The following is a 23,589-nucleotide window of genomic DNA, read 5'->3' as shown; positions in this document are numbered from 1 at the left end:
GTTAGCGGCGGGAAAGGAGGGCGAAGAGATAGCCGACGCCCGCGGCGATCGCCAGCGAGGTCACCGGCTTCTCACGCACCTTGGCTATCAGCTGCGCTTCGATGTCCTCCGCACTTCCCCGCATGCTTTCGAACGCGGCTTCGCCTTGGGCGCGCAACTGTTCAACGCCATCCGCGGCGGCGCGCCGCGCCGCGCCGTAACCGTGTTGGCCGGTCTTGGCGAGTTGCTCCGTGAGTTTCTGGATATCCGCCTTCAACTGCTCGATATCGGCCTCGAGATCGGCGGTGGTTGCTTGGTCCGTTGCGGATTTGCCTGCGGCGGTTGCCATTCTCTAACTCCTTGCGTTTGCGTTGGTTTCAACGCCCGTTCTGCACCATGGTTCCGGGTCCGGCCTCTCACTGCACTTTAGGGCGTGTTGAGATTCGGGTCAGGCCGAGTCGAAAATGGTGGCTTCCGAGAACCGGAGCGGAGCGTACTCAAAGTACGTGAGCACCGGAAGCGCAGGAAGCCACCATTTGCAGGCCGGCCTCACCTGAATCTCAACACGCCCTAGATCAGCGGCCTGCGTTCCTCGCCCAACCCTTCCCAGCGCGCGAGCTTCTTCAGCCCATCATAATCGATCACTTCGCAGCCACCATCCCGCCACAGGACCAATTTGCGGTCCATCAGCTTGCGGATCGTCTTGTTGGTGTGGACAAGCGAGAGGCCAAGCGTGTTGGCGATGTGCTGTTGCGTGATCGGGATTTGCACCGGCGTCTTGCCGTTGAGGCCGGCGCCGCGAGCCCGGCTGGTGATAAACGCGATAAGATAGGCGGCGCGCTCGAGCGCGGTGCGACGGCCGATGCTGAGCAGATTCTCGTCCAGCATGCGCTCCTCTCGCGAAGCGATCCAGGTTATGTCATAGGCAAGGCCGGGGTGGTTGCGATAGAGTTCCTGCAACTGCTCGCGTTCGAAGACGCAAAGCAACATCGGCGACAGGGCTTCGACGGAATGCTGCATTTCGCCCATCAGGCTGCCCTGCAGGCCGATGAGGTCGCCGGGCATGGAAAAATTGAGGATCTGCCGCCGCCCGTCGGGCAACAGCTTGTAGCGGAACGCCCATCCCGACAGTACCGTGTAGAGGTGGGCGCTGTGGCTGCCTTCGACCAACACCGTCGCTCCCTTGTCGACGGCAAGTTCCCCGCGCTTAAAGGTGCTGATGAATGACAATTCCTGCTTGTCGAACTCACGGAATGCAGGCAAGGGCCGCAAGGGGCACTTTTCGCAAGGATATTGACGGCTGGCGACCGGACGTGCGCTTTGGCTGGACATTTCGACCCCTCTTCGAAATCCCTGCCCTTGTGGGCGCAGGGAAACGCTTGAGTCAGGCAGGGGTTCCGCGAGGCGGACCCCATGTCTTTTTTAAATGACATGACAGCCAATTCCGCGCATGAGTGCGGCCCTGCCGAGGAGACATAGGTGCCAGCATTGCTTGACGGACTGCGTATCCTCATCCTGGAAGACGAGTTCCTGATCGCGATGGATGTCGAGCAGCTTTGCCGCGACCATGGCGCCGCAGACGTCACGATCGCCCGCGAGCTCGCGGAGATCGACGGGCAGGCCCTGCCGGAGCGCTTCGACGTGGCCGTCGTCGATCTGATGCTTGGCGGCGTCTCGACCCTGGATTTCGCCGCACGGTTGCAGAGCGAGGGCGTGCCGTTCGTATTCGCCTCCGGCTATTCGGATTCGGACGAAATCAAGGGCTCATTCCCGGACATAAAGCTGGTGACCAAGCCTTATTCGGGCGAAGACCTGATCGAAGCCGTGGCGATGGCCTGCGGCCGGGTCGCCTCGGCTTGAGGCCATCATGCTATCGGAATTGCAGGCGATCGGCTCACGCCGCGTTCGAGCCTGTCACTTGCGCCGAGATCGCGTCAGGTCCGAATTCATCCTCGCCGGAAATCTTGAGGATCTCCTGCAGCCTGGTGCGCGCCCGGCTGACACGGCTCTTGATCGTGCCGACCGCGCAGCCGCAGATTTCGGCGGCCTCCTCGTAGGAAAAGCCGGAAGCGCCGATCAGGATGATGGCTTCGCGCTGGTCCTCGGGCAGCTGCTCGAGCGCGCCGCGGAAATCCTTGAGGTCGAGCTGGCCGTGCTGGGCCGGATGAACGGCAAGCCTGGCGGTCATGATGCCGTCGCTGTCCTGCACTTCGCGGCCGCGCTTGCGCATCTGCGAATAGAATTCGTTGCGCAGGATGGTGAACAGCCAGGCCTTGAGATTGGTGCCCGGCTGGAAACTCTCATGCTTGTCCCACGCCTTGACCAGCGTTTCCTGGACGAGGTCGTCGGCCCGGTCGGCGTTCTGCGTCAGCGACACCGCGAAAGCACGCAGGCTCGGGATCGCGCCGAGCAGCTCGGTCTTGAAGCTCTGGGATACCGCCGCCATGCCTCAGTCCTTTTTCTGGGCAGGTTCGGTCTGTTCCAGTTGGCTCAGCAACTGAGCGAAACGGTCCGGCACCTGGTCCGAGACCAACTCGTCATAATATTGCTTGAGCTTGCGAGCAATTTCGGAGTTCGCCCCAAGCGGGTTGCCATCCCCGTTCCGATGCCTGCTTTTGGCACCAGCCATCTGCTTTTTTGACATTTCTTTCATGGTCGCCCTAGTTTCCAGCACCCGAACCGCTCTTCGACTTCACACCACAACGCAAGCGGAACCTTCGTCTGGTTGCCCATCCCGAGACCGCGAAACGCCGGCCTGCTAATTTAGTTCCACAGCCGGCGGAACTTTTTCCGAAAGCCGGCGTTGGTTTTCTAGGGGCTTGCAGTGGTATGGCCTTGAACGTGCAACGTCATCTGAGGGAGACGTAAATAATGAGTTTGTCCGCCACCATCGCTCCGCATCTTCCGTTCCTGCGCCGCTTCTCACGCGCGGTGTCCGGGTCGCAAGAGAGCGGTGACGCGCTGGTCGCCGCGATGCTGGAAGCCATCATCGCCGACACCAATATCTTCCCCGAAGCCTCCAGCGACCGTATCGCGCTATATAAGGTCTTCGCCAGGCTATTCACCTCCGTTGCCATCCGCGTGCCGCAGGAGCAGGCCCAGACAGCCTGGGAGCAGCGGGCGGCGGCCAATCTGAACGCGATCGCGCCCCTACCGAGGCAGGCTTTCCTTCTTGTCGCCGTGGAAGGTTTCAGCGAGGACGAGGCGGCGGAAGTTCTCGACGTCGACGAGGACGAGTTCTCGGAGTTGCTTGCGCAGGCAAGCAACGAGATTTCGCGACAGGTCGCGACCGACGTGCTGATCATCGAAGATGAGCCGCTGATTGCCATGGACATCGAAGAGATGGTCGAAAGCCTCGGCCACCGGGTCGTCGGCACGGCGCGTACACATGCCGAGGCAGTGGCCATGTTCGGCAAGACGCGGCCGAAAATGGTGCTGGCCGACATCCAGCTCGCCGACGGCAGCTCTGGCATCGAAGCCGTCAACGAGATCTTGTCGTCGACGCCGGTACCGGTGATCTTCATCACCGCCTTCCCGGAACGCCTGCTGACCGGCGAACGCCCCGAGCCGGCCTTCCTGGTCACCAAGCCTTTCAATCCCGACATGGTCAAGGCTCTGATCAGCCAGGCCCTGTTCTTCGACCGTCAGGCCAAAGCCGCCGCCTGATCCGCTCCGAGTTTTGGACCGTTTTGAGCGTCATGCGAGGCCTTCGCGCCTCGCATGACGCTCGTCCGTTTGCGATCTGAAAAGTCCCCTCAAAGGGGATCGTCTTTTTCAGCAAATGGTGGAACAAACGGCACCGACCCACGTTCTTTTCCCGACATAACAAGGAGACGCATCATGCTGTACTGGGCGCTCGTATTTCTCGTAGTTGCGATCATCGCCGGCGCGCTTGGGTTCGGCGGCATCGCCGGCACATCGGCGGGCATCGCGCAAATCCTGTTCTTCATCTTCCTCGCCTTCCTGATCATTTCGCTCATCGCAGGCCTCTTCAGGAGAGCCTGACCGCGACACTGGAAGCCGCACCCCTCAAACGGTTTCCAGCCACCGCCGGGCGGCGTCTCGAAAGAGCGCCGTCCGGCGGACCGTTTTGGAGAGCATAGCGTCGGAACCAGTTGCGGATTGAGCCGTTCAAGGACCGAGTGCGGGGATGTTCCAATGCCTCCCGAGGATTCCACGAAGGACAGGACTGAAAATCAGGACACGGAGGTGATCGCGATGCATCCCGCTGAAAGCGGGATGCAGGTGGGGCGAGCCTTGCTTCATGCCCTGCACAATGCCGGAATCTCGGTTCTTTATCAGGATCGGCAGATGAAGACGGTCTGGGCGCGCAACATGAGCGCGCCCTGGGCGTCCGAAACCGCCGACGGCAAGGATCTGCTTTCGCCGGCACAGGCCGAACGCATAAGGGCCGCCAAGCTCAAGGTGATCGAATCCGGCGACGCGGACCAGCTCGAGCTCAGCATTCCAGGAAGCCAGGGCGTCCGTTGGTTCCAGCTTTGGATCGATGCCGACCGCAGTGACACCAGCGAAGTCCTCGGCGTCGTCACCACCATGGTCGAGACGACGGAGCAGAAACGCCGCGAGCAGACGCTGAAGACATTGCTGCGCGAAGTCAGCCATCGATCGAAAAACCTCCTAGCCATCATCCAGAGCATCGCCACACAGACAGGGCGCTACACGGAGACGCTTGGCGAGTTCCTGGCGCGGTTTCGCGGCCGGCTGCAATCGCTCGCTTCCTCGCAGGACCTGGTCACATCCTCCAACTGGCGGGGTGCGGCACTGCACGAACTCGTATCCGGCCAGGTCGGCCGCTACAGCGCCGATCTGGGGCGAAGCCTGCGGTTCGCGGGCGACAATCCGTATCTTAATCCCAATGCCGCCCTGCATATTGGCTTGGCGATGCACGAATTGGCTGTGAACTCAGTGAGCTACGGCGCGCTATCGCAACCGGACGGCCATGTCGAAGTGAGCGCAAGGCTTGAACCTGAAAGCGGAACCTCGCCCAGCCTTTTGCTGACGTGGACGGAGTCGGTCGGCGACGCGCCGCGCAATGAAAAGCGCTTTGGCAGCGTGGCGCTGGAGCGCGTCGTGCCGATGTCGCTGAACGGCTCGGCGACGCTCGAAATCGGCAAGGACCGCATGGAATACCGCCTCACCGTCCCGCATGGAAATTTCGAGACGGATTGATTGCGTCCCCATGGCGCCAAGCTTTGCAGCGAAGGCCTTTAACCCCCTGTTCACCATAAAGTCAGATCCTATGTTGCCGGCTGGCGATGCGCCGGAAACCCGTCCGTGCCTCCCGGCGCGCGATCTGGGAGACTGGAATGATGGTTGCCGACATGAACAAGCTGGAGCAGGCCGCCCGTGTCTCGATGAGCGGCTTCCAGGATGCCGAGCCGCAGCCGGCACCGCGACCATTCCATCTTTCGCTCCGCCTTGGCGCGGTCGCGCTTCTCGCCGCCGTGGCCCTGACCGCAGCCTGGCAATTGTTCTGACTCCGTATGCGGCTTGGACCGCGGGCATGTCGACCAGAGTTGCGCGGCAGCGTCGGGTAAACGACAGCCATCAGGAACAGGACTTAAAGCGCGTCGCCTGCATCCAATTCGACGCCACGCTTTGAACCCGGCTCCGGAACTTTCGCTCGCCGAGAATCGTTGTTTGCGGCGAGAGGTTTGGAGCCATGGAACACATCGCCGCACTGCTCTTCGTCGTCGGTTGCTCGAGCACAATGACCGATTGCCGCGAACTCGAAGTGCCGGTCAGCGTCTTTGAGACCGCGCAAGCCTGTGTCGCCGAAAGACCCTTCGCCCTTGGCGACCTGCGGGGCCGGGCTCCCCGCATTATCGGCAAATGCCTGGCCGTCGATCCGGCCCTGGAGGACGATTACGACCACATCGCCTGGAACGTGCGGCCCGACGGCACGCTGGTCGCGTCTCTGGAGGTTTCCGGCATGCTTGTCGCGTCGAACAGCGCACGCCCCGAAAAAGACTATCTTAAACAACAGTAAGATCGGGCAGGCAAAGCCCGTTTTTTCATGCTAAATGGCGGCTGGCACTGCCGAAAAGTGAGGACAAAAGTGAGGAGCATTTCAATGCGGAAAATGATTATTGCCATGGTTGCCGTTGTCGCTGTCAGCGGCTGCACCACGACCGAGCAGGATGTCGTGGGCGGTGGCCTGATCGGCGCCGGCGTGGGCGGCCTGGTCGGCGGCGGCAAGGGTGCGCTGATCGGCGCGGCCGTCGGCGCCGGGTCGGGCCTCCTGGTTCGCAACCTGCGCAACGGCTATTGCCAGTATCGCGATCATCGCGGCCGGATCTACACGGCTCGCTGCAACTGATACCGGAAAGGAACCGGAGGCCGCTAACCGGCCTCCGGTTCCAATCCGCTGGATAACCCCCCCATCGCGGGAGATCTTGGCCGCTCACTCGGTCAGCGGGATTTTGATTTCCACCTTTAATCCGTCGCCGCGATAATCGCGCGCGATCGTGCCGCCCAATTCGCGCGTGACGTTGAGATCTATCAGCTTGGTGCCGAAGCCGGTCTTTGCCGGCTCCTCCAATTTCTTATGACCCGCTTCGCGCCAGTTCAGGGTGAGCGTCCGATCGCGACCGCGCCCCTCCACGTTCCAGTCGACCTTGAGGGCGCCCACCGAGCTGCCAGCCTCGCCGTATTTCAACGCATTGGTGGCGAGCTCGTGGAAGGTCAGACCGAGCGCCTGCGTCGTCGTCTCGTCGAGCAGCACCTCCGGCCCTGACAACACCCCTTCGGGGAGGTCCTTGCCGAACACCTGCCCGAGCTCGATACGCAGCAGGTCGCCGAGATCGGCCTTCTGCCAGCGCGAGCGCGTGAGCATATCCTGCGATGCGGCCATGGCCTGCAGGCGCGCCGAGAACGATGCCGAAAACTCCTTGACGTCGGTGGCTTGCGAGGCCGTCTGCCGCGCGATCGCCAGCACGCGGGTGATCGAATTCTTGATGCGGTGCTTCATCTCCTGCAGGATCAGGTCCTTTTCCAGCAGGCTCTTTTCCGTCGCCTCGTGCAGCGCCGATTTCGCGTCATACGCACGCTCCTGATAGCGCGCCACCAGGGCGATGGCGCCGGCGAGCAATAGGCCGAACAGCCCGAGCATCACCGGAATGGCGCGCGAGGACGGTGGCTCGAAGGCGCTTGTCGGCCTGAACAGCACCGTCCAGGGCCGGCCCGCGACGACGATATCGCGACGCGCCAGAAGCTTCGCGCCGATACGTTCCGCCGGCGGTGCTTCCGAACGGAAAAGCAGATTGCCGGCCTCCGGCTTGCCGTCATAGACCTCGACATTGACCGGCAGCAGCGGCGAATGGCTGAGCGCGACCTGGAACAGGTCCTGCGCGCGGAACGCGGCGTAGAGAAAACCGGCTGTCGAGGAGCGGCTTGCATTGATCACCTCGGGTGCGGTTTCGACGTTAAGCCGCACGAAAACCAGGAATCCGGTGAAGGTCTGCGCCACGCCGGCGCCCTGGCCGAGCTGGACCATGCCGCTCGCATGCTGCTGGTCGTCGGCCATCGCCCTCTCGATCGCCGCGCGCCGCACCGGCTCGCTGAACATGTCGAACCCGATGATCGACTGGTTGGACGTGTCGAGCGGCTCGAACAGCACGATGGGCGTGCGCCATTGCTGGGTCGTCGCAGGGTAGATCGGGTGGGCCGACCCATGGTCGCGCAGGATATCGCGTTCGACCGCCGCCTCGTCGCCGGCTTTGGCTAGCCTCAGGAAGCCGATACCGCGCAGCCCGGCGAAATTGTCGTTGATGTCGAGCGCGGTGAAGAAAGCCTTGAACTCGCCGCGCGTGATGTCACCGTTGCGCGCATCGAACAGCGCCTGCGTTGAGCGCAGCAGCGACAGATGCAGGTCAATGCGGCTCTCGATGCGGCTGAGCGCATCGTCGGCGGTGCCTTCGAACTTTATCCGCGCTGCCTCTTGCGTCGCGAAATAGGCGAACCCCGCCATCGTAAGGCTGATCAGCGCGACGGCGATGAAAGCGACGATGGGGAAGAGTTTCTTCAAATCAAGATGCGGCCCGTGGACGGTCGACCATCTTTATGGGCAAGTCCCCGCGCCAACACAATGGCGCGGTCAAATCATCAACCCGGCTGGTACATCACGCAGCCGTTAATTAGCCGGCTATATACCGGCGTTATGCCGCGATCTTCAGCGCGCCCGGGCCGGGGATGGCGCCGGGCGGGCATTTGCCGAGGATGATCATCCCGAGCACCTCGTCCTGGGTGACGTCGGTGGTGCGCGCGGTGCCGACGACCTGGCCGTTCTTCATCACGCAGACCCGGTCGGCGAGCTCGAACACGTCGTGGATGTCGTGGCTGATCAGGAAGATGCCGATGCCGTCGGCCTTGAGCTGCTTGACCAGCTCGCCGACCTGGGCAGTCTCCTGCGGCCCGAGCGCGGCCGTCGGCTCGTCCATGATCAGGATGCGGGCGTTGAACAGGATCGCGCGCGCGATCGCCACCGACTGGCGCTGTCCGCCCGACAGCTTGATGACCGGCTCCTTGAAGCGCTGGAAGCGCGGATTGAGCCGCCCCATCACCTTGCGCGCCTCGGCTTCCATGGCGACGTCGTCGAGCGTGCCCCAGCCGGTCATCAGCTCGCGGCCGAGGAAGAGATTGGCGGCGGCATCGACATTGTCGGCCAGCGCCAGCGTCTGGTAGATCGTCTCGACGCCGTATTTCTTGGCGTCGCGCGGATTGGAGATCGAAGCCTCCTCGCCATTGATGAAGATCTGTCCGTTGTCGCGCTTGTAGGCGCCTGACAGAATCTTGATCAGCGTCGACTTGCCGGCGCCGTTGTGGCCGAGCAGCGCCATCACTTCGCCGGGGAAAAGATCGACGGACGCGTCGTCGACGGCGCGGATGCCGCCGAAGGCAATCGAGATGTTGCGCATGTCGACCAGCGGAACGCCGGAGGGAGCGGATTTGTCAGCCATGTTGTTTCTCCTCCCTCAGGCCCGCTTGCGATAGAGGGTGTCGAGCCACACCGCCACGACCAACACGGCACCCACGACAATGCTCTGCAGCGGCGAATCGACGCCGAGCAGCACCATGCCGGACTGCAGCGACTGCATCAGCAGCGCGCCCAGCATGGCGCCGAGCACGGTGCCGGAACCGCCGGCGAGCGACGTGCCGCCGATGACGGCCGCTGCGATGACCAGCAGCTCGTCCAGCGTTCCGAGCGCATTGGTGGATGAATTCTGCCTGGCCGACGAGATTGCCGCCGCGATCGTCGCCAGCACGCCCATGATCATGAACACCTTCATGGTGATCCAGCGTGTGTTGATGCCGGCGAGGTTGGCCGCTTCCGGATTGCCGCCGATGGCGAAAACATAGCGGCCGAAGCGCGTGCGCTTGGTGACGAAGGTCATGATCAGGCCGACGGCGACCGCCATCAGCACCGGAATGGCGATGCCATGCGCGATGAACAGTCCGCCCTCGGGGATGGTGATGTTGTTGGCGGCGGCGTAGCGGTTCACGATGCCGACCGGCCAGGGATAGGAGTTGGCGAGCCACACGGCGCCGAGGATGATCGCGCAGGTGACCGTGGCGAGCAGCGTCTCGGCCCAGACCGGGCGCAGCGGGAAGCGGAAGCGCTTGCGCTGCACGCGGCCGTTATAATGCATGAAGATGACCGCCAGGCAGGCCACGATGCCGACGACCCAGCTCCATTTGGCGCCGATCGAGCCCGCCGGGCCGCCGCCCATCAGCTGGAACGTGGCGTCGAGCGGCGCAACGGTCTGGCCGCTGGTGACCCACCAGGCAGCGCCCCGCCAGACCAGCAGACCGCCCAGCGTGACGATGAAGGCCGGCACTTCGAGATAGGCGATGATGAAGCCCTGAAAGGCGCCGATGACGAGGCCGAGCGCCAGGCCGATCAGCAGCGCCAGGACCCAGATCCACGGGTTGCCGAGCTCAAGTCCGACGAAGCGAACCAGGAAATGCGCCTGGGCGAACCCCATGACCATGCCGATCACCCCTTCGGCCGATCCGACGGACAGGTCGATGTTGCGCATGACGATGACCAGCACCATGCCCGAGGCCATGATCGCCACGGCCGAAGTCTGCACCGACAGGTTCCAGAGATTGCGCGGCGTCAGGAACGTGCGGCTGTCGAAGTCGAGCGGATTGACGCCAAGCCGCAGGCTGGAGATCACATGCAGCCCGATCCAGATCAGGAGCAGCGCGCCGATCATGCCGAGCATGCGGGTGTCCAGCTCGGTTGCCTTCAGGAACCGGGCAACGGCGCCCAGCTCCGATGCGCGCGCGGTGTCTGCCTGCGAGGTAGACGTCATGTCGGTCATGATTTCCTCCGCCGGCTTGCCCGTCTGGCGCGCATGCCGGAGCAAGCCTAGAAGCTATCCGCCAAAAGCGGAAACACAAATATTCTGAGAAAACGCCGCGGCCTTTAAGCCGCGGCGCAGGTATCTCGATCGAACTCGGCAAGCTTAGTTGCAGACCTTGACGCTGCCGGCGGCAACGCCCGCGCAGACTTCGTCCTTCTTGATCCAGCCGGCGTCGATGACGAGGTTGAGATTGTCCTTGGTGATCGCGATCGGGGTCAGGAATAGCGACTTGACGGTGTTGCCGCCAGGCGTCGTGAAGTCCTTGGCGCCGGCGATGTCGGCATTCTTCTTGCCATCGGCAAGCTGCGAAGCGATCTCGGCGGCGTTCTTGCCGAGCTCGCGCGCATCTTTCCACACCGAAACGGTCTGCGTGCCGAGCGCGATGCGGTTGAGCGCCGCGTGGTCACCGTCCTGGCCCGAGACCGGAACGGTGCCAGCCAACCCTTGCGCCGTCAGCGCCGCGACGACGCCGCCGGCGGTGCCGTCATTGGCGGCCACGACCGCGTCGACCTTGTTGTCGTTGGCGGTCAGGAACTGCTCCATGTTCTTCTGCGCGTTGGCGGGCAGCCAGCCGTCGGTATAGGCCTCGCCGACATTCTTGATCTTGCCGCTGTCGATCGCCTCCTTCAGCACTTCCATGGAGCCGGAGAACAGGAAGTCGGCATTCGGATCGGAACCCGAGCCCTTGATGAAGACGTAGTTGCCTTCGGGCTTGGCCTTGAACACCTCACGGGCCTGCATGCGGCCGACTTCCTTGTTGTCGAAGGTCAGGTAGAACACGTCCTTGTTCTCGATCAGGCGGTCATAGCCGACCACCGGGATGCCTTCATCGAGCGCCTTCTGCACCGCCGGGCCGATCGCCGAGGCATCCTGCGCCAGGATGATCAGTGAATTGGCGCCCTGCGAGATCAGGCTCTCAACGTCGGTCAGCTGCTTGCCCGGATTGGACTGCGCGTCGGCCGAAATATACTTGTCGCCGGCGGCCTCGATGGCGGCCTTCATCGCCGCTTCGTCGGTCTTCCAGCGCTCTTCCTGGAAATTCGACCACGACACGCCGATCACCTTGCCCTTCGCCTCGGCGACCGAAGCCAGCGTCAGCGACATGGCAACACCCGCCAGAATGGCGGCTGCGAATTTTTTCATGATATCCTCCCTGCGCCCTGTATGGCGCGACCCAGACTGGCCCGAAGGCCGGCATAGAGGCTTTTTTTCGAGCCTCAAAAAAATAGTGATGCAGCGAAATGATGCTGTCAACCGAGATTCTGATGGCATTTGATGGGTCCAGGCATTTTTTTCGGGGTCCGCAATAAATAATGACATCGGCTTTGGCTTCTGCCACTATCCCTAGCGTGTCAGCGACAGGCCATGGCATCATTACAAGGCCGCGATGACCGGGGAGGACGTGCGAGACGATGTCGGTCGGAATCCGCCACGACGATTTGCGTCGGCGCAACCGCGCCATGGTGATTTCGGCCGTGCGCCGTGCCGGCCAGCCATCGCGGACGGAAATCGCCGCCACCACCGGCCTCAGCCACTCGACCATTTCGGCGATCTCCGCCGATCTGATCCAGGAGGGCATTCTCACCGAGAGCAAGGCCAGCGAGCCGACGGCGTTGAAACGCGGCCGGCCGCAGATCGGCCTGGCGCTGAACCCCGAAGCCGCCGCAGTGCTTACGGTGGTGCTGTCGCTGAACTTCCTGTCGGTCGCCGTCATCGATTATGCCGGCCAGGTGATCGCCGAGGAGCAGCAGCGGCTGGACACGCTCGTCATGCCGCGCGACGAGCTCATCGGCGAATGCCTGGCAATCGTCCGGCGCCGGCTGCAGGATCCCGATCTCGACGTGGGCAGCGTCGCCCGCATCGCCATGGGCATTCAAGGCATCACCGATTCCCACGCCCGCGCCATGCTGTGGTCGCCGATCACGCCGGTGACCGACATTCCGTTCGCCGACATCCTGGAGAGGGAATTCGAAATCCCCGCCACCATGGAGAACGACTGCAACATGATGGCGGTGGCGCTGCGATGGCGCGATCCCGAGCGCTATCGCGACAATTTCATCGCAATCCTGCTCTCGCACGGCATCGGCATGGGCCTGGTGCTTAAGGGTGAATTGTTCACCGGCACGCATTCTTCCGGCGGCGAGTTCGGCCACATGATCCATCGTCCGGGCGGCGCGCTTTGCCGCTGCGGCCGCCGCGGCTGCGTCGAGGCCTATGCCGGCAATTATGCCATCTGGCGCAGCGCCATGGGCATAAGCGAGGACGCCGCGCCGATCGACATCGGCGACGCCGACATGCGCGCCCTGGCCGCCAAGGCGCGCGAAAAGGACGGCCCCGAGCGGGAAGCCTATCGACGGGCCGGCGAAGCGCTGGGCTTCGGCCTGGGCAGCCTCTTCGCCCTTATCGATCCGGCGCCCGTCGCCATGGTCGGCGTCAGCGCGGCCGCCTTCGACCTGATCGAGCCGGCGCTGAGAGAGGCGATCGCCCAGACCGCCGGCGGCCAGCACTCGAACTCGATCTCCTTCGACACCGAGCCGAACGAGCTGCCGCTGATCCGAGAAGGCTGCGCCATGCGCGCGCTGACCTTCGTCGACCAGGAGATTTTCGCGCCGGGCATGCAGGCAAGAGCGGGCAAGGACGTCGCATAGTGGCGAGCACAGGCGCCGGGATACGCTGAGATTCAGGTCAGGCCGAGCCGAGAATGGTGGCTTCCGAGAACCGGAACGGAGCGTACTTTAGGTACGTGAGTACCGGAAGCGCAGGAAGCCGCCGTTCGCAGGCCGGCCTCACCTGAATATCGGCGTATCCCTAATCCTCGCGGATCGCATACCCCGCGCCACGGATGGTGCGGATGACGTCCGGCATGCGGCCGTTGTTGACGGCCTTGCGCAGGCGGCCGACATGCACGTCCACGGTGCGCTCGTCGATATAGATGGTCTCGCCCCAGACATTGTCGAGCAGCTGGCTGCGCGAGAACACGCGGCCGGGATGCCGCATCATGAATTCGAGCAGCCGGAACTCGGTCGGGCCGAGCCTGATCTCGCTCTTCTTGCGGTAGACGCGGTGAGATTCGCGGTCGAGCACGATGTCGCCGACCTTGAGCACGCTGGACAGCACCTCCGGCTTGGCCCGGCGCAGCAGCGCCTTGACGCGCGCCATGAATTCCGGCGTCGAGAACGGCTTGACCAGATAGTCGTCGGCGCCGGTCGAGAGGCCGCGCACACGATCGCTTTCCTCGCCGCGCGCGGTCAGCATGATGATCGGCAGCCGCTCGGTCTCCGGCCGCATCCGCAGGCGCCGGCAGAGCTCGATGCCGGAGACGGCCGGCACCATCCAGTCGAGCACGAGCAAGTCGGGAACATTCTCCTGAAGGCGGATTTCGGCCTCGTCGCCGCGGGTCACCACTTCCACCTGGTAACCCTCGGATTCGAGGTTGTAGCGGAGCAGCACCCCCAGCGGCTCCTCGTCCTCCACCACCATGATGCGTGGCGCGATCATCGGGGTAACCTTTTCCGTCAGGCGGCCGGCGCCGACATTGCCGTCTCGTCCTGCTTGGGACGGTTGGCGGGCAATTGCGTGCCGGTCAGCACATAATAGGCGTTCTCGGCGATGTTGGTCACATGGTCGCCGATACGCTCGAGATTCTTGGCGCAGAACAGAAGATGCGTGCAAGCGGTGATGTTGCGCGGGTCTTCCATCATGTAGGTCAGGAGCTCGCGGAAGACGGAGGTGTATTTGACGTCGATGCGTTCGTCGTCGTTGCGAAGCTTGGCCAGCGCCGTGGCGTCGCCCACCGTATATTCCTGGATCACGGCCTGGACCTGGATAAGCACCAGCTGCGCCATGGAATCGATCGAATGCGTGAGGTCGCGCGGGGCGGTGCTGACGCCGACCGACCCGACGCGCTTGGCGATGTTCTTGGCGAGATCGCCGATGCGTTCGAGGTCGCCCGCCATGCGGATCGAGCCGACCACGTGGCGAAGATCGTCAGCCATCGGCTGCCGCTTGGCGATCAGCGTGATGGCGCGATCGTCAAGCTCGCGCTGACGCGCGTCCATGATGGCATCGTCGGAGACGACGCGCTGCGCCAGCGCATTGTCGCTTTCGAGCAGGGCCCTGGTCGAGCCGCCGACCATGGAGCCGGCGAGATCGCCCATGTCGTTGATGAGCCGGCTGATCTGCCTCAGATCCTCGTCGAAGGAGGCGACGGTATGTTCGGCCATGATGGTGTCCTCGTATGAACTCAGCCGAAGCGGCCGGTGATGTAGTCCTGGGTGCGCTTCTCGCGGGGCGAGGTGAAGATCTTCTCGGTCCGGTCGAATTCCACCAGTTCGCCCAGATACATGAACGCCGTCTGCCGCGACACGCGCGCCGCCTGCTGCATGTTGTGGGTGACGATGACGATCGTGTAGTCGGCTTGCAATTCGTCGATCAGCTCCTCGATCTTGGCGGTCGAGAGCGGATCGAGCGCCGAGGCCGGTTCGTCGAGCAGGATGACCTCCGGCTTCACCGCGACGGTACGGGCGATGCAAAGGCGCTGCTGCTGACCGCCGGAGAGGCTCTGGCCGCTGGCGTTGAGCTTGTCCTTGACCTCGTTCCACAGCGCCGCGCGCTTCAGCGCCGACTCGACGCGGCTGTCCATCTCGGCCTTGCTGATCTTCTCATAGAGCCTGACGCCGAAGGCGATGTTTTCATAGATCGACATCGGGAACGGCGTCGGCTTCTGGAACACCATGCCGATCTTGGTCCTGAGCAGGTTGAGGTCCTGCGAGCGGTCGAGGATGTTCTTGCCGTCGAGCAGCACCTCGCCCTCGGCGCTCTGCTTCGGGTAGAGCTCGTAGATGCGGTTCAAGACGCGCAGCAGCGTCGACTTCCCGCAGCCCGACGGGCCGATGAAGGCGGTCACGCTGCGCTCGGGCAGGGACAGGTTGATGTCCTTCAGCGCCTTCGACTGGCCATAGTAGAAGTTGAGGTTCTTGACCTCGATCTTGGCCTTCTCGACGGTCGTGTCGGCTACGTTCAGGTCGGTGGACAACATCGGTTTCATCTGTCCTCTCTGCGTCCGGTCAGGCTGCGGGCGATGATGCTCAGCCCGAGAACCGTCAGGGTGATTATGAGTGCGCCCGTCCAGGCCAGTTGCTGCCATTCCTCGTAAGGGCTGAGAGCGAACTGGAAGATGGTCACCGGCAGGCTGGCCATCGGGGCATTGAGATTGCTCGACCAGAACTGGTTGTTGAGCGCGGTGAAGAGAAGCGGCGCCGTCTCGCCGGAGATACGGGCGATCGCCAGCAGGATACCGGTGACGATGCCCGACATCGCGGCGCGGTAGGCGACCGAGCGGATCACCACCCAGCGCGGCGCGCCGATTGCCGTGCCCGCCTCGCGCAGCGCGTTGGGCACGAGGTTGAGCATGTCCTCGGTGGTGCGCACCACGACGGGGATCACCAGGATCGACAGCGCCACGGCGCCAGCGATCGCCGAGAAATGACCCATTGGCCGTACCAGCAGCTCATAGACGAACAGGCCGACGATGATCGAGGGAGCCGACAACAGGATGTCGTTGATGAAACGCACGATTGTCGTAAGGCGTGAAAAGCGCCCGTACTCGGCCATGTAGGTGCCGGCCAGCACGCCGATCGGCGTGCCGACGACGATGCCGATGATGGTCATCACGATGCTGCCGTAGATGGCATTGAGCAGACCGCCGGCATCGCCGGGAGGCGGCGTCATTTGCGTGAACACCGCCAGCGAGACGCCGGACAGGCCCTTGTAGATCAGCGCGCCGAGGATCAGCGCCAGCCAGGCGAGACCGATGCCGGCGGCGACGACGCAAAGCGCCATCATCACGCCGTTCTTGCGCTTGCGGCTCTGGTGGAGAGACAGGGCTGTCGACATGGATCAGGCTCCCGCGCGGCGATCGATACGCAGCAGCATGTAGCGTGCGATGGCAAGGATGATGAAGGTGATGATGAACAGGATCAGGCCGAGCGCCACCAGCGAGGAGGTATAGAGCTCGCCATCGGCCTCGGTGAATTCGTTGGCGATGGTCGCCGAGATCGTGGTGCCGGGCGCGAACAGCGAGGCGCTGATGCGATGCGCATTGCCGATGACGAAGGTGACGGCCATGGTCTCGCCGAGCGCGCGGCCGAGGCCGAGCATCACGCCGCCCATGATGCCGACTCGGGTATACGGGATGACCACGCGCCGCGTCACTTCCCAGGTCGTGCAGCCGATGCCGTAGGCCGATTCCTTCAGCACGGCGGGCACCGTGTCGAAGACGTCCTTGGTGATCGAAGTGATGAAGGGCAGCACCATGATGGCCAGGATCAGCGAGGAGGTCAGCAGGCCGATGCCGTAGGGCGGGCCGGCAAACAGGCTGTTGAGGCCGGGGATGCCTTTGAAGACCCAGATGATGAAGGGCTGGATCGTCGTCTGCAGGAACGGCGCGAAGACGAACAGGCCCCAGATGCCGTAGATGATCGAGGGGATGCCGGCCAGAAGCTCGACGGCAATACCGATCGGGCGCCGCAGCGGGCGCGGGCACAACTCGGTCAGGAAGACGGCGATGCCGATGCCGATCGGCACGGCGATAAGAATGGCGATGGCCGAGGTGACCAGGGTGCCGTAGATGGGCGCCAGGGCGCCGAAATTCTCAGTGACCGGGTTCCAGGCCTCGGTCGTCAGGAAAGAAAAGCCAAACTTCGACAGCGCCTGCCATGAGCCGGCAAACAACGAGATGGCGACGCCGCCGAGAAGAACCAGCACGAGGATGGCGGAAAGGCGCGTGGCGGAGCGGAAGATCGTATCGGTGAGAGCGAAGCGGCGCACCGTCGCTTCTCTGGTCCGCATGGCGGACGTGGTCACGGCTTCGGAAACGGCACTCATTTTGCCCCTCGCATTTCGAAAGAGACAGGAGGGCGCCGGAAGCGCCCTCCTTATTCCGCAGAAATTACATGCCGGAGTAGAGCGGCTTGCCGTTCGCGTCGACGATGTCCTTGCCCCACATTTCCTCGACGCTCTTCACCACCGCGTCGGGCATCGGAACGTAGTCGAGACCAGCAGCCATCTCGTCGCCCTTGGCGTAGGACCAGGCGAAGAACTTGAGCGCTTCGGTCGTGGCCGCGGCATCGTCGGGCTTCTTGTAGACGAGGATCCAGGTGGCCGACGTCATCGGCCAGGTTTCGGCGCCGGCCTGGTTGGCCAGGATGACGCCGTAGCCAGGTTGCGAGCTCCAGTCGGCACTGGCCGCCGCAGCCGAGAACGCCGCGGCGGTCGGCTCGACCTTCTTGCCGTCCTTGTTGATCAGGTCGGTATAGGTGAGCTTGTTCTGCTTGGCATAGGCGTATTCGACATAGCCGATCGCGCCGCCGGTCTGCGAGACGTTGTTGGCTACGCCCTCATTGCCCTTGGCGCCGATACCGACAGGCCATTCCACAGCCTTGTCGACGCCGACCTTCGACTTCCAGTCGGCGCTGACGTCGCCGAGATAGTAGGTGAAGTTGAAGGTGGTGCCCGAACCGTCTGAACGGTGAACCACGGCGATCGCCTGCGAAGGCAGCTTGACGTCGGGGTTGAGCTTCTTGATCGCCGGGTCATCCCAGCTCGTGATCTTGCCGAGGAAGATGTCGGCCAGCGTCGGGCCGTCGAGCACCAGTTCGCCGGGCTTGACGCCTTCGAGGTTGACGACCGGAACGATGCCGCCCATCACCATCGGGAACTGCGCGAGGCCGGTGCTGTCGAGTTCGTCGCCCTTCAGCGGCGCGTCGGAAGCGCCGAAGGTCACGGTCTTGGCCTTGATCTGTTTGATGCCGCCGCCGGAGCCGATCGACTGGTAGTTGAGACCGATGCCGGTCTCCTTCTTGTAGGCGTCGGCCCACTTCGCGTAGATCGGATAGGGGAAGGTGGCGCCGGCGCCGGAAATGTCGGCAGCCATCGCGGCGGCGATGCTAAAGGTAGATGCCGCAGCCATTGCAATCGCAACGGCCGCCGAGCGGATGAAATGTCTCATGTGGCCTGCTCCTGTTCGGAAGATGGTCTTTCGGCACCCGTTCTATCGGCGCCCGGTGAGCGCAATAGCCCTCGATTATTACAGTCGCATGACAGTTTCGTGTCAGCCCGGTAACGTCTGGACGGGGATGCCTGGAGAGGTCGGCGGAGGCCTCGAAGGACCGGCCGAAGTTTGCCGCGGGAATCAGCAACTTGTCTGACTTTTGAATCAAAAATTATCCCGGCGGCCATATGGTGGCCGCCGGGAAATAAAATCCGGACGAGAGCGCGTTGCCTGCACGCCAGAGCGGATCATAGCATGGCCATCGCCGAAAACAGGTCCGTTGGGGTAGAGTCGACACTGTTTCTTGTTGGCGGTCGCTTGCTCCCGCCCGTAACCGGGGAGCGGAATCAATGACACATTGTCCAAGCTTGGCTTTTGCTTTGGTATGGTGCGATCGCACCATACGCATGCGTCAACGCCTTCCGCCCCCCTGCCGGCTAAATTCGCTCTAACCCGCGTTGCGCCGGGTCTCGACGTCCGATCCCAGCCAGCGCTCGAGCTTCTCGAGCAGCGCCCGCGGGCTGATCGGCTTCGGCAGGTAATCGTCCATGCCGGCCTCGAGGCAGCGTTCGCGATCGCCCTTCAGCGCATGCGCCGTAACGCCCACGATCGGCACATGCGTGCCCGTCTCCTCCTCGAGCTTGCGAATGGCGCCTGTCGCCTCCAGCCCGTTCATTTCCGGCATCGACACGTCCATCAGGATCATGCGCGGATTGAGCTTGCCAAAGGCATCGAGCGCCTTGCGGCCGTTGCCCACGATCTCGAAGCGGTAGCCGGTCTCGCCAAGGATCTGGGTGAACACCATCTGGTTCACCTCGTTGTCCTCGGCGACGAGGATGTCGAGGTCGCGCTCGGCTTCGGCCGGGCGCGGGCGCGCACGCACGGGCGGTGGCTGCAGCATGGCGCGGTCCGACGCCGCCGTCTGCGCCGGCGCGGCTTGCGGTGGGCTGCCGCCAACGGCGGGTTGCGCCACGGAGCTGCTGTGACGATGGCGCTGGATGGTCGCGACCAGCGTTTCCAGAAGGACGGAGGAGCGCGCCGGCTTGATCAACTGCGCATCGATGCCGAGGTCGCGATAGGCGGTGTTGGCAAGCGACTGGTCGACCGAAGTCAGCATGATGATGGGCGTGGGCGCCAGACCCGCGGTGTTGCGCACGATGCGCGCCATCTCGGCGCCGGTCATGCCAGGCATCTGGTAGTCGAGCACGATGCAATCGACCGGCACGCCATAGGCGGCGGCGGCAATCAGCACCTTCAACCCTTCGGCGCCGCTTTCGGCCGCGCAGGCATCGAACGTCCACGATGCCATCTGCTCGCTCAGGATCGAGCGGTTGACGCCGTTGTCGTCGACGATGAGCACGCGCGCGCCGGTGACGTCGACCGGCGTGATGCGCTGCCCGCCCTGCTCGGCCCTGGGCAGCGTGACGGTGAACCAGAAGGTCGAACCCTTGCCCTCCGCGCTGTCGACGCCGATCTCGCCGCCCATCATCTCGACCAGCCGCGAGGTGATGGCGAGGCCGAGGCCGGTGCCTTCATGCCTCCTAGTCGACGAGGTATCGACCTGGCTGAACTTCTCGAACACCAGCTTCAACTTGTCCTCGGGAATGCCGATGCCGGTATCCGTCACGGAAATGGTGAGCTTCGTTCCCGCGCGAACCCGCTCGCCCGTCACGTCGACCAGGACATGGCCCTCGTCGGTGAACTTCACCGCGTTGCCGAGCAGGTTGGTGACGATCTGCCGGATGCGCCCGACATCGCCGACGAATTGGCCGTCGAGGCCCGGCTGGACGCGCACGATGAGCTCGAGGTCCTTCTCCTTGGCGCGCGTCGAGACGAGCGTCGCCACATCCTCGATCGCCTCGGCCAGATTGAACGGCGCCGGGTCGAGCACCAGCTGGCCGGCGTCGATCTTGGAGAAGTCGAGGATGTCGTTGATGATGGTCAGCAGCGCGTTGCCGGATTTGACGATGATGTCGGTGAAGGTCTTCTGCTTCGGATCGAGGTCCGACTTTGCCAGCAGTTCCGCCATTCCAAGGACCCCGTTCATCGGCGTGCGGATCTCGTGGCTCATATTGGCGAGGAATTCCGACTTGGCCCGGTCTGCGAGCACGGCACGTTGCCGCGCTTCGCTGAGCTCGGCCTCGCGCTGCTTGAGCTCGGTGATGTCGGTGGTGGAGCCGATGAGGTAGAGCGAGCCGTCGGAGGCGATCATCGCGCCCTTGCGCGCGAACTGGTGCCGGACGCTGCCGTCCGGCAGCGTCACCATCTCTTCGATCTCCTGCGTCTCTCCGGTGCGCAGCACGGCAAGGTCACCGGCCACGAAAGCTTCGCCATCCGCGCCGAATATCTCGACGTCGGTCTTGCCGATCGCCTCTTCCCTGCTGAAGCCGGTGAGATCGCACCAGCCCTGGTTGACGTAGAATTGCCTGAGGTCCGAGCGCTTGGCGTAGATCGACACCGGCACATTGTCGATGAGGCTGCGGAACACCTCGTTCTCGCTCATGCTTTGCCGAAGCGCCTGTTCGCGCGCCTTGACGTCGGTGATGTCGGTGCTGGAACCGACCAGATGCACCGAGCCGTCGGTCGCCACCAGCCGGCTCTTGCGCGTCATCAGCTGCCGCACCGTTCCGTCGCGATGGGTGACGGCCTCCTCGATCTCGCGTCCCGCGCCGGTCGCCACGACTTCGGTATCGTCATTGCTGAAGCCGTCGGCTTCTTCCGACGCGAAAAGCTCGCGATCCGTCTTGCCGAGCACCTCGTCCTTGTCGAATCCGGTTAGCGCGCACCAGGCCTTGTTGACGAATTCCATGCTGAGATTGTCGGCCTTGATGAAGGCCGCCACCGGCAGCTCGTCCATCACGTGCCGGTAGAGGTCGATCTGGCGCATGGAGTCACGCAGCGCCTTCTCGCGGACCTTGATGTCAGTGATATCGACGCGCACGCCGATGAACGTCCCGTCATCGGTGCGCATGTCATAGACCTGGTACCAGCGCCCGTCGGCGTTGAGGCGCTCGTAGGCGGAATTTGGCAAACGGTATCGCTTGAGCATGGCGTCAAGCCAGCGCTCGGTGTCGACGCCATATAGACTGTCGATCTGGGTGTCGCCGCTCGAGCGGAAATAGCCGACCGAACGACCGAGAACCAATGCCTCGCGAAACGTGCAGCCCGGTTGCCAGGCCGGCTTCAGCGCCGGCAGCGTGTCCTGCAGCTTGCGGTTGGCAAAGACGAAGCGGTCGTCGCGGTCGTAGATGATGACGCCGGCCGGCAGCGATTCCAGAACGGTGGCGAGGTTCCTGCGCGCATCCTCGGCCTCGGTCTCGCGCTGCTTCATGTCGGTGATGTCGACATACGAGATCAGCCGCTTGCCGCCCGGAAGCGGCGCCAGCGAGGCGATCAGGGTGCGGCCGTCGCTGCGCGGCAAATGCCTGGAGCCTGCGGCGCCGGCCTGGATTTCGGCTTCCCGCTCGGCCACATGGCTTTGCCAGTTTCGCTCCTCGCCGCCGAACGGATCGGCGGCACGAGTGGCTTCCATGAGGTCGCGAAAAGAGATGCCGGCCGGAGCGCGCAGCGGATCGACCTTCCAGAAGTCGTAGAAGGCCCGGTTGATCACCTCGACGCGCAATTCGGCATCGACAACGATGACGCCGATCGGCATCGAATCGACCATCAGGCTGAGATTGCTGAACGTCTCGGCCGTCCTGGCATTGGCCCTTTCGATCTCGGCGTCTCGGCGCTTGACCTCGGTGACGTCATAGTAGGTCAACAGGCGCTTGCCGCCGGACAACGCCGTCACCGAGAATATCATCGTGCGGCCGTCGGCATGGACGAACTCGCGCGGCGCGACGGAACCGGCACGAATTTCCGCGATTCGGCTGGCGAGGTAGCGCTGCCACTCCTGTTCGTCGATCTCGCCATAGATGCCGTTGCGGCGATTGAGATCCATCAGGCGGCTGAATGGCGCACCGACAGTCACCGCCCCGTCGGGGATCTTGGACAACTCCCGGTAGGCTTTATTGATGATCAGCGTGTCGAGCCGAGCGTCCAGAAGTACGACGCCCATACGCATGGCGTCCATCGTGCGTTCGAGATCGGCAAGATGCTGTTCGCCGCCTTCGCCGACGGGCGTGTCGTCGTCATGCCCAACTGTTGCGTCGAGAGGGCTGCGCACTCCGCTAGTCCCACTCGTCTTGTCCACGTCCGCCATGCTGTTGCCACCCCCAGCCGAACCCCCTTCGCGGTTCGTCGGCGGAATGTGCCCGACAAGCATTAACGATCCGCTAACCATAATGATTGCAACCGCCTGCCTTTCGATGCCGTTGAGAGAACCAGGATCGTGGCGCCGGTTGCGGTAATCCGCCTGTTGGCGATTGGGGCAACGACACATTATAAAGCGCCTGAGGTGTTGCTAATGTTCAGTCGAATCGCCGCTTTCGTCCTGTGCCCGGCGCTGCTTGCAGCGGGCGCCTGCACGCGAAGTGACGACGGCACGGTGATCGTTCCAAGCCGGATGGATGTCAGGCGTGTCTGGGACGAGGCGCCGCCCGGCACGACCGCCTCGCGGCAGATCGTGTCGGATGTGTTTCCCCCGCCGCCGAGCGCGCCGGCAAGCCTTCCGGCGAGCCCGACCGTCCGGCGCCATTCCAGACCCGCTTCGACCAAGCCGTCCTTCGGCCAGGATCTGCCCGACCCGGCATCCGGCGAGCAGAGCCCCCTCACCTGCAGGAATGTCGGCGAAGACGGCAAGCGCTATCGCGTCGTCTGCGAATAACGTTCATTCAGTCCGTGGACCCAGTGCCGGCCGCACAGCGCCGAACAACCGCCGGCGTAAGAAACCGAGCCGCCGTCGCGATCACGGATTGCTGATGAAACCTTTGACCGGTGGTGGACGTTTCCCGGCACTGATGTGATCCGCGCTGCACCCAGGAGACTGAAGATGTCCATTCACTTCACCGTCTCTGGCCTGACCAGGAACCTGATCCATTCGCTTGGGTTGGATCATGAGCAGGCGCCGAGGCCCCTTACCCCGGAACAGAACCTTCTGCTGGATTGTTACCTGGCCGGGCAGATCCCAGACTCGGCTTGGAGTGACTACGTCTTCGAGATGCCGGAGTTGGAAAAACATGCCCAACTCAGGCGCGCCAGGTCAGGCGTGGGCGGCCTGACCTGAAACGG

The 23,589-nt window shown here is 63.5% G+C and carries 25 protein-coding genes; 10 read left to right on the top strand and 15 right to left on the bottom strand.

What is annotated here, in order from left to right; translation table 11 throughout:
* Nucleotide 1: 1 nt before the first annotated feature.
* Both CK230_RS08860 and CK230_RS08855 read right to left on the bottom strand, forming a co-directional pair.
* Complete coding sequence (locus CK230_RS08860; RefSeq protein WP_095816785.1) at nucleotides 2–328, bottom strand: DUF883 family protein; 327 nt, start codon at nucleotides 326–328, stop codon at nucleotides 2–4.
* Between the two features lie 221 nt (nucleotides 329–549).
* Entirely contained in the window at nucleotides 550–1,311 is a 762-nt protein-coding gene (locus tag CK230_RS08855; RefSeq protein WP_095816784.1) for a Crp/Fnr family transcriptional regulator, read from the bottom strand.
* A 147-nt stretch (nucleotides 1,312–1,458) separates the two neighbouring features.
* Here CK230_RS08855 and CK230_RS08850 point away from each other — a divergent pair, with 147 nt between their 5' ends.
* The gene (locus CK230_RS08850) at nucleotides 1,459–1,839 is read left to right on the top strand and encodes a response regulator (RefSeq protein WP_095816783.1); all 381 of its coding nucleotides are present in this window, start codon (nucleotides 1,459–1,461) and stop codon (nucleotides 1,837–1,839) included.
* A gap of 34 nt (nucleotides 1,840–1,873) precedes the next feature.
* On the opposite strand, the gene CK230_RS08845 is transcribed toward CK230_RS08850, so the two are convergent.
* Together CK230_RS08845 and CK230_RS08840 are read right to left on the bottom strand one after the other, a co-directional pair.
* Nucleotides 1,874–2,425 (bottom strand): RNA polymerase sigma factor, encoded by a 552-nt coding sequence (locus tag CK230_RS08845; RefSeq protein WP_027166584.1) that lies wholly within the window; start codon nucleotides 2,423–2,425, stop codon nucleotides 1,874–1,876.
* Nucleotides 2,426–2,428: 3 nt separating this feature from the next.
* Entirely contained in the window at nucleotides 2,429–2,632 is a 204-nt protein-coding gene (locus CK230_RS08840; protein ID WP_095816994.1) for a NepR family anti-sigma factor, read from the bottom strand.
* Between the two features lie 218 nt (nucleotides 2,633–2,850).
* On the opposite strand from CK230_RS08840, the gene CK230_RS08835 reads away from it, so the two are divergent.
* From CK230_RS08835 to CK230_RS08815, 6 genes are all read left to right on the top strand, one after another.
* The gene (locus CK230_RS08835) at nucleotides 2,851–3,645 is read left to right on the top strand and encodes a response regulator (RefSeq protein WP_095816782.1); all 795 of its coding nucleotides are present in this window, start codon (nucleotides 2,851–2,853) and stop codon (nucleotides 3,643–3,645) included.
* Between the two features lie 174 nt (nucleotides 3,646–3,819).
* Nucleotides 3,820–3,984, top strand: a complete 165-nt coding sequence (locus CK230_RS08830) for a DUF1328 domain-containing protein (RefSeq protein WP_095804584.1) — start codon at nucleotides 3,820–3,822, stop codon at nucleotides 3,982–3,984.
* Between the two features lie 153 nt (nucleotides 3,985–4,137).
* Nucleotides 4,138–5,169 (top strand): sensor histidine kinase, encoded by a 1,032-nt coding sequence (locus CK230_RS08825; protein WP_095816781.1) that lies wholly within the window; start codon nucleotides 4,138–4,140, stop codon nucleotides 5,167–5,169.
* Between the two features lie 137 nt (nucleotides 5,170–5,306).
* Nucleotides 5,307–5,477 (top strand): hypothetical protein, encoded by a 171-nt coding sequence (locus tag CK230_RS33065; RefSeq protein ID WP_176480052.1) that lies wholly within the window; start codon nucleotides 5,307–5,309, stop codon nucleotides 5,475–5,477.
* A 185-nt stretch (nucleotides 5,478–5,662) separates the two neighbouring features.
* Complete coding sequence (locus tag CK230_RS08820; RefSeq protein ID WP_095816780.1) at nucleotides 5,663–5,989, top strand: hypothetical protein; 327 nt, start codon at nucleotides 5,663–5,665, stop codon at nucleotides 5,987–5,989.
* A gap of 84 nt (nucleotides 5,990–6,073) precedes the next feature.
* A complete protein-coding gene (locus CK230_RS08815) occupies nucleotides 6,074–6,319 on the top strand; it encodes a YMGG-like glycine zipper-containing protein (RefSeq protein WP_027166589.1) in 246 nt (81 codons plus the stop codon).
* Between the two features lie 84 nt (nucleotides 6,320–6,403).
* On the opposite strand, the gene CK230_RS08810 is transcribed toward CK230_RS08815, so the two are convergent.
* From CK230_RS08810 to xylF, 4 genes are all read right to left on the bottom strand, one after another.
* On the bottom strand, nucleotides 6,404–8,026 hold the full coding sequence (locus tag CK230_RS08810) for a CHASE domain-containing protein (protein ID WP_095816779.1): 1,623 nt from the start codon (nucleotides 8,024–8,026) through the stop codon (nucleotides 6,404–6,406).
* Nucleotides 8,027–8,156: 130 nt separating this feature from the next.
* Complete coding sequence (locus CK230_RS08805; protein ID WP_095816778.1) at nucleotides 8,157–8,957, bottom strand: ATP-binding cassette domain-containing protein; 801 nt, start codon at nucleotides 8,955–8,957, stop codon at nucleotides 8,157–8,159.
* 15 nt (nucleotides 8,958–8,972) lie between these two features.
* Nucleotides 8,973–10,325, bottom strand: coding sequence for a sugar ABC transporter permease (locus CK230_RS08800; RefSeq protein WP_095816993.1), 1,353 nt, complete (start codon nucleotides 10,323–10,325; stop codon nucleotides 8,973–8,975).
* Nucleotides 10,326–10,469: 144 nt separating this feature from the next.
* Entirely contained in the window at nucleotides 10,470–11,510 is a 1,041-nt protein-coding gene (gene xylF, locus CK230_RS08795) for a D-xylose ABC transporter substrate-binding protein (RefSeq protein WP_095816777.1), read from the bottom strand.
* Between the two features lie 269 nt (nucleotides 11,511–11,779).
* Between xylF and CK230_RS08790 the strand changes: the two genes are divergently transcribed.
* Nucleotides 11,780–13,015, top strand: coding sequence for an ROK family protein (locus CK230_RS08790; RefSeq protein WP_095816776.1), 1,236 nt, complete (start codon nucleotides 11,780–11,782; stop codon nucleotides 13,013–13,015).
* A gap of 160 nt (nucleotides 13,016–13,175) precedes the next feature.
* On the opposite strand, the gene phoB is transcribed toward CK230_RS08790, so the two are convergent.
* The 7 genes from phoB to CK230_RS08755 form a co-directional block, all read right to left on the bottom strand.
* On the bottom strand, nucleotides 13,176–13,865 hold the full coding sequence (gene phoB, locus CK230_RS08785) for a phosphate regulon transcriptional regulator PhoB (RefSeq protein ID WP_010911896.1): 690 nt from the start codon (nucleotides 13,863–13,865) through the stop codon (nucleotides 13,176–13,178).
* Between the two features lie 17 nt (nucleotides 13,866–13,882).
* A complete protein-coding gene (gene phoU, locus CK230_RS08780; RefSeq protein WP_095816775.1) occupies nucleotides 13,883–14,590 on the bottom strand; it encodes a phosphate signaling complex protein PhoU in 708 nt (235 codons plus the stop codon).
* 20 nt (nucleotides 14,591–14,610) lie between these two features.
* The gene (gene pstB / locus CK230_RS08775) at nucleotides 14,611–15,414 is read right to left on the bottom strand and encodes a phosphate ABC transporter ATP-binding protein PstB (protein WP_095816774.1); all 804 of its coding nucleotides are present in this window, start codon (nucleotides 15,412–15,414) and stop codon (nucleotides 14,611–14,613) included.
* Complete coding sequence (gene pstA, locus CK230_RS08770) at nucleotides 15,411–16,262, bottom strand: phosphate ABC transporter permease PstA (protein ID WP_095816773.1); 852 nt, start codon at nucleotides 16,260–16,262, stop codon at nucleotides 15,411–15,413. Before pstA ends, pstB begins: the two co-directional genes overlap by 4 nt.
* A gap of 3 nt (nucleotides 16,263–16,265) precedes the next feature.
* Nucleotides 16,266–17,252 carry a phosphate ABC transporter permease subunit PstC gene (gene pstC, locus CK230_RS08765; RefSeq protein WP_095816772.1) on the bottom strand — a complete coding sequence of 329 codons (987 nt, stop codon included), beginning with the start codon at nucleotides 17,250–17,252 and terminating at the stop codon, nucleotides 16,266–16,268.
* Between the two features lie 64 nt (nucleotides 17,253–17,316).
* Nucleotides 17,317–18,375, bottom strand: coding sequence for a phosphate ABC transporter substrate-binding protein PstS (pstS, locus tag CK230_RS08760; RefSeq protein WP_095816771.1), 1,059 nt, complete (start codon nucleotides 18,373–18,375; stop codon nucleotides 17,317–17,319).
* 490 nt (nucleotides 18,376–18,865) lie between these two features.
* Nucleotides 18,866–22,585, bottom strand: coding sequence for a PAS-domain containing protein (locus CK230_RS08755; RefSeq protein ID WP_245429861.1), 3,720 nt, complete (start codon nucleotides 22,583–22,585; stop codon nucleotides 18,866–18,868).
* Between the two features lie 240 nt (nucleotides 22,586–22,825).
* Here CK230_RS08755 and CK230_RS08750 point away from each other — a divergent pair, with 240 nt between their 5' ends.
* Nucleotides 22,826–23,185 (top strand): hypothetical protein, encoded by a 360-nt coding sequence (locus CK230_RS08750; protein ID WP_095816770.1) that lies wholly within the window; start codon nucleotides 22,826–22,828, stop codon nucleotides 23,183–23,185.
* A gap of 165 nt (nucleotides 23,186–23,350) precedes the next feature.
* Nucleotides 23,351–23,584: a hypothetical protein gene (locus tag CK230_RS08745; protein WP_095816769.1), complete on the top strand. Its 234-nt coding sequence runs from the start codon at nucleotides 23,351–23,353 to the stop codon at nucleotides 23,582–23,584.
* Nucleotides 23,585–23,589 lie beyond the last annotated feature (5 nt).

The organism is Mesorhizobium sp. WSM3859 (genome assembly GCF_002295065.1).
Lineage (GTDB): Bacteria > Pseudomonadota > Alphaproteobacteria > Rhizobiales > Rhizobiaceae > Mesorhizobium.
The sequence above is the reverse complement of the archived record's forward strand: the minus strand, read 5'-3'. Positions and strand labels throughout refer to the sequence as shown.

Coding starts and splice junctions, on each gene's coding strand:
- CK230_RS08815 (WP_027166589.1), top strand. CDS start 6,074: ATGCGGAAAATGATTATTGCCATGGTTGCCGTTGTCGCTGTCAGCGGC.
- pstB (WP_095816774.1), bottom strand. CDS start 15,414: ATGAAACCGATGTTGTCCACCGACCTGAACGTAGCCGACACGACCGTC.
- CK230_RS08805 (WP_095816778.1), bottom strand. CDS start 8,957: ATGGCTGACAAATCCGCTCCCTCCGGCGTTCCGCTGGTCGACATGCGC.
- phoU (WP_095816775.1), bottom strand. CDS start 14,590: ATGGCCGAACATACCGTCGCCTCCTTCGACGAGGATCTGAGGCAGATC.
- CK230_RS08820 (WP_095816780.1), top strand. CDS start 5,663: ATGGAACACATCGCCGCACTGCTCTTCGTCGTCGGTTGCTCGAGCACA.
- CK230_RS08840 (WP_095816994.1), bottom strand. CDS start 2,632: ATGAAAGAAATGTCAAAAAAGCAGATGGCTGGTGCCAAAAGCAGGCAT.
- pstA (WP_095816773.1), bottom strand. CDS start 16,262: ATGTCGACAGCCCTGTCTCTCCACCAGAGCCGCAAGCGCAAGAACGGC.
- CK230_RS08860 (WP_095816785.1), bottom strand. CDS start 328: ATGGCAACCGCCGCAGGCAAATCCGCAACGGACCAAGCAACCACCGCC.
- CK230_RS33065 (WP_176480052.1), top strand. CDS start 5,307: ATGATGGTTGCCGACATGAACAAGCTGGAGCAGGCCGCCCGTGTCTCG.
- xylF (WP_095816777.1), bottom strand. CDS start 11,510: ATGAAAAAATTCGCAGCCGCCATTCTGGCGGGTGTTGCCATGTCGCTG.
- CK230_RS08800 (WP_095816993.1), bottom strand. CDS start 10,325: ATGACCGACATGACGTCTACCTCGCAGGCAGACACCGCGCGCGCATCG.
- phoB (WP_010911896.1), bottom strand. CDS start 13,865: ATGATCGCGCCACGCATCATGGTGGTGGAGGACGAGGAGCCGCTGGGG.
- CK230_RS08750 (WP_095816770.1), top strand. CDS start 22,826: ATGTTCAGTCGAATCGCCGCTTTCGTCCTGTGCCCGGCGCTGCTTGCA.
- CK230_RS08845 (WP_027166584.1), bottom strand. CDS start 2,425: ATGGCGGCGGTATCCCAGAGCTTCAAGACCGAGCTGCTCGGCGCGATC.
- pstC (WP_095816772.1), bottom strand. CDS start 17,252: ATGAGTGCCGTTTCCGAAGCCGTGACCACGTCCGCCATGCGGACCAGA.
- CK230_RS08835 (WP_095816782.1), top strand. CDS start 2,851: ATGAGTTTGTCCGCCACCATCGCTCCGCATCTTCCGTTCCTGCGCCGC.
- CK230_RS08830 (WP_095804584.1), top strand. CDS start 3,820: ATGCTGTACTGGGCGCTCGTATTTCTCGTAGTTGCGATCATCGCCGGC.
- CK230_RS08825 (WP_095816781.1), top strand. CDS start 4,138: ATGCCTCCCGAGGATTCCACGAAGGACAGGACTGAAAATCAGGACACG.
- CK230_RS08855 (WP_095816784.1), bottom strand. CDS start 1,311: ATGTCCAGCCAAAGCGCACGTCCGGTCGCCAGCCGTCAATATCCTTGC.
- pstS (WP_095816771.1), bottom strand. CDS start 18,375: ATGAGACATTTCATCCGCTCGGCGGCCGTTGCGATTGCAATGGCTGCG.
- CK230_RS08745 (WP_095816769.1), top strand. CDS start 23,351: ATGTCCATTCACTTCACCGTCTCTGGCCTGACCAGGAACCTGATCCAT.
- CK230_RS08790 (WP_095816776.1), top strand. CDS start 11,780: ATGTCGGTCGGAATCCGCCACGACGATTTGCGTCGGCGCAACCGCGCC.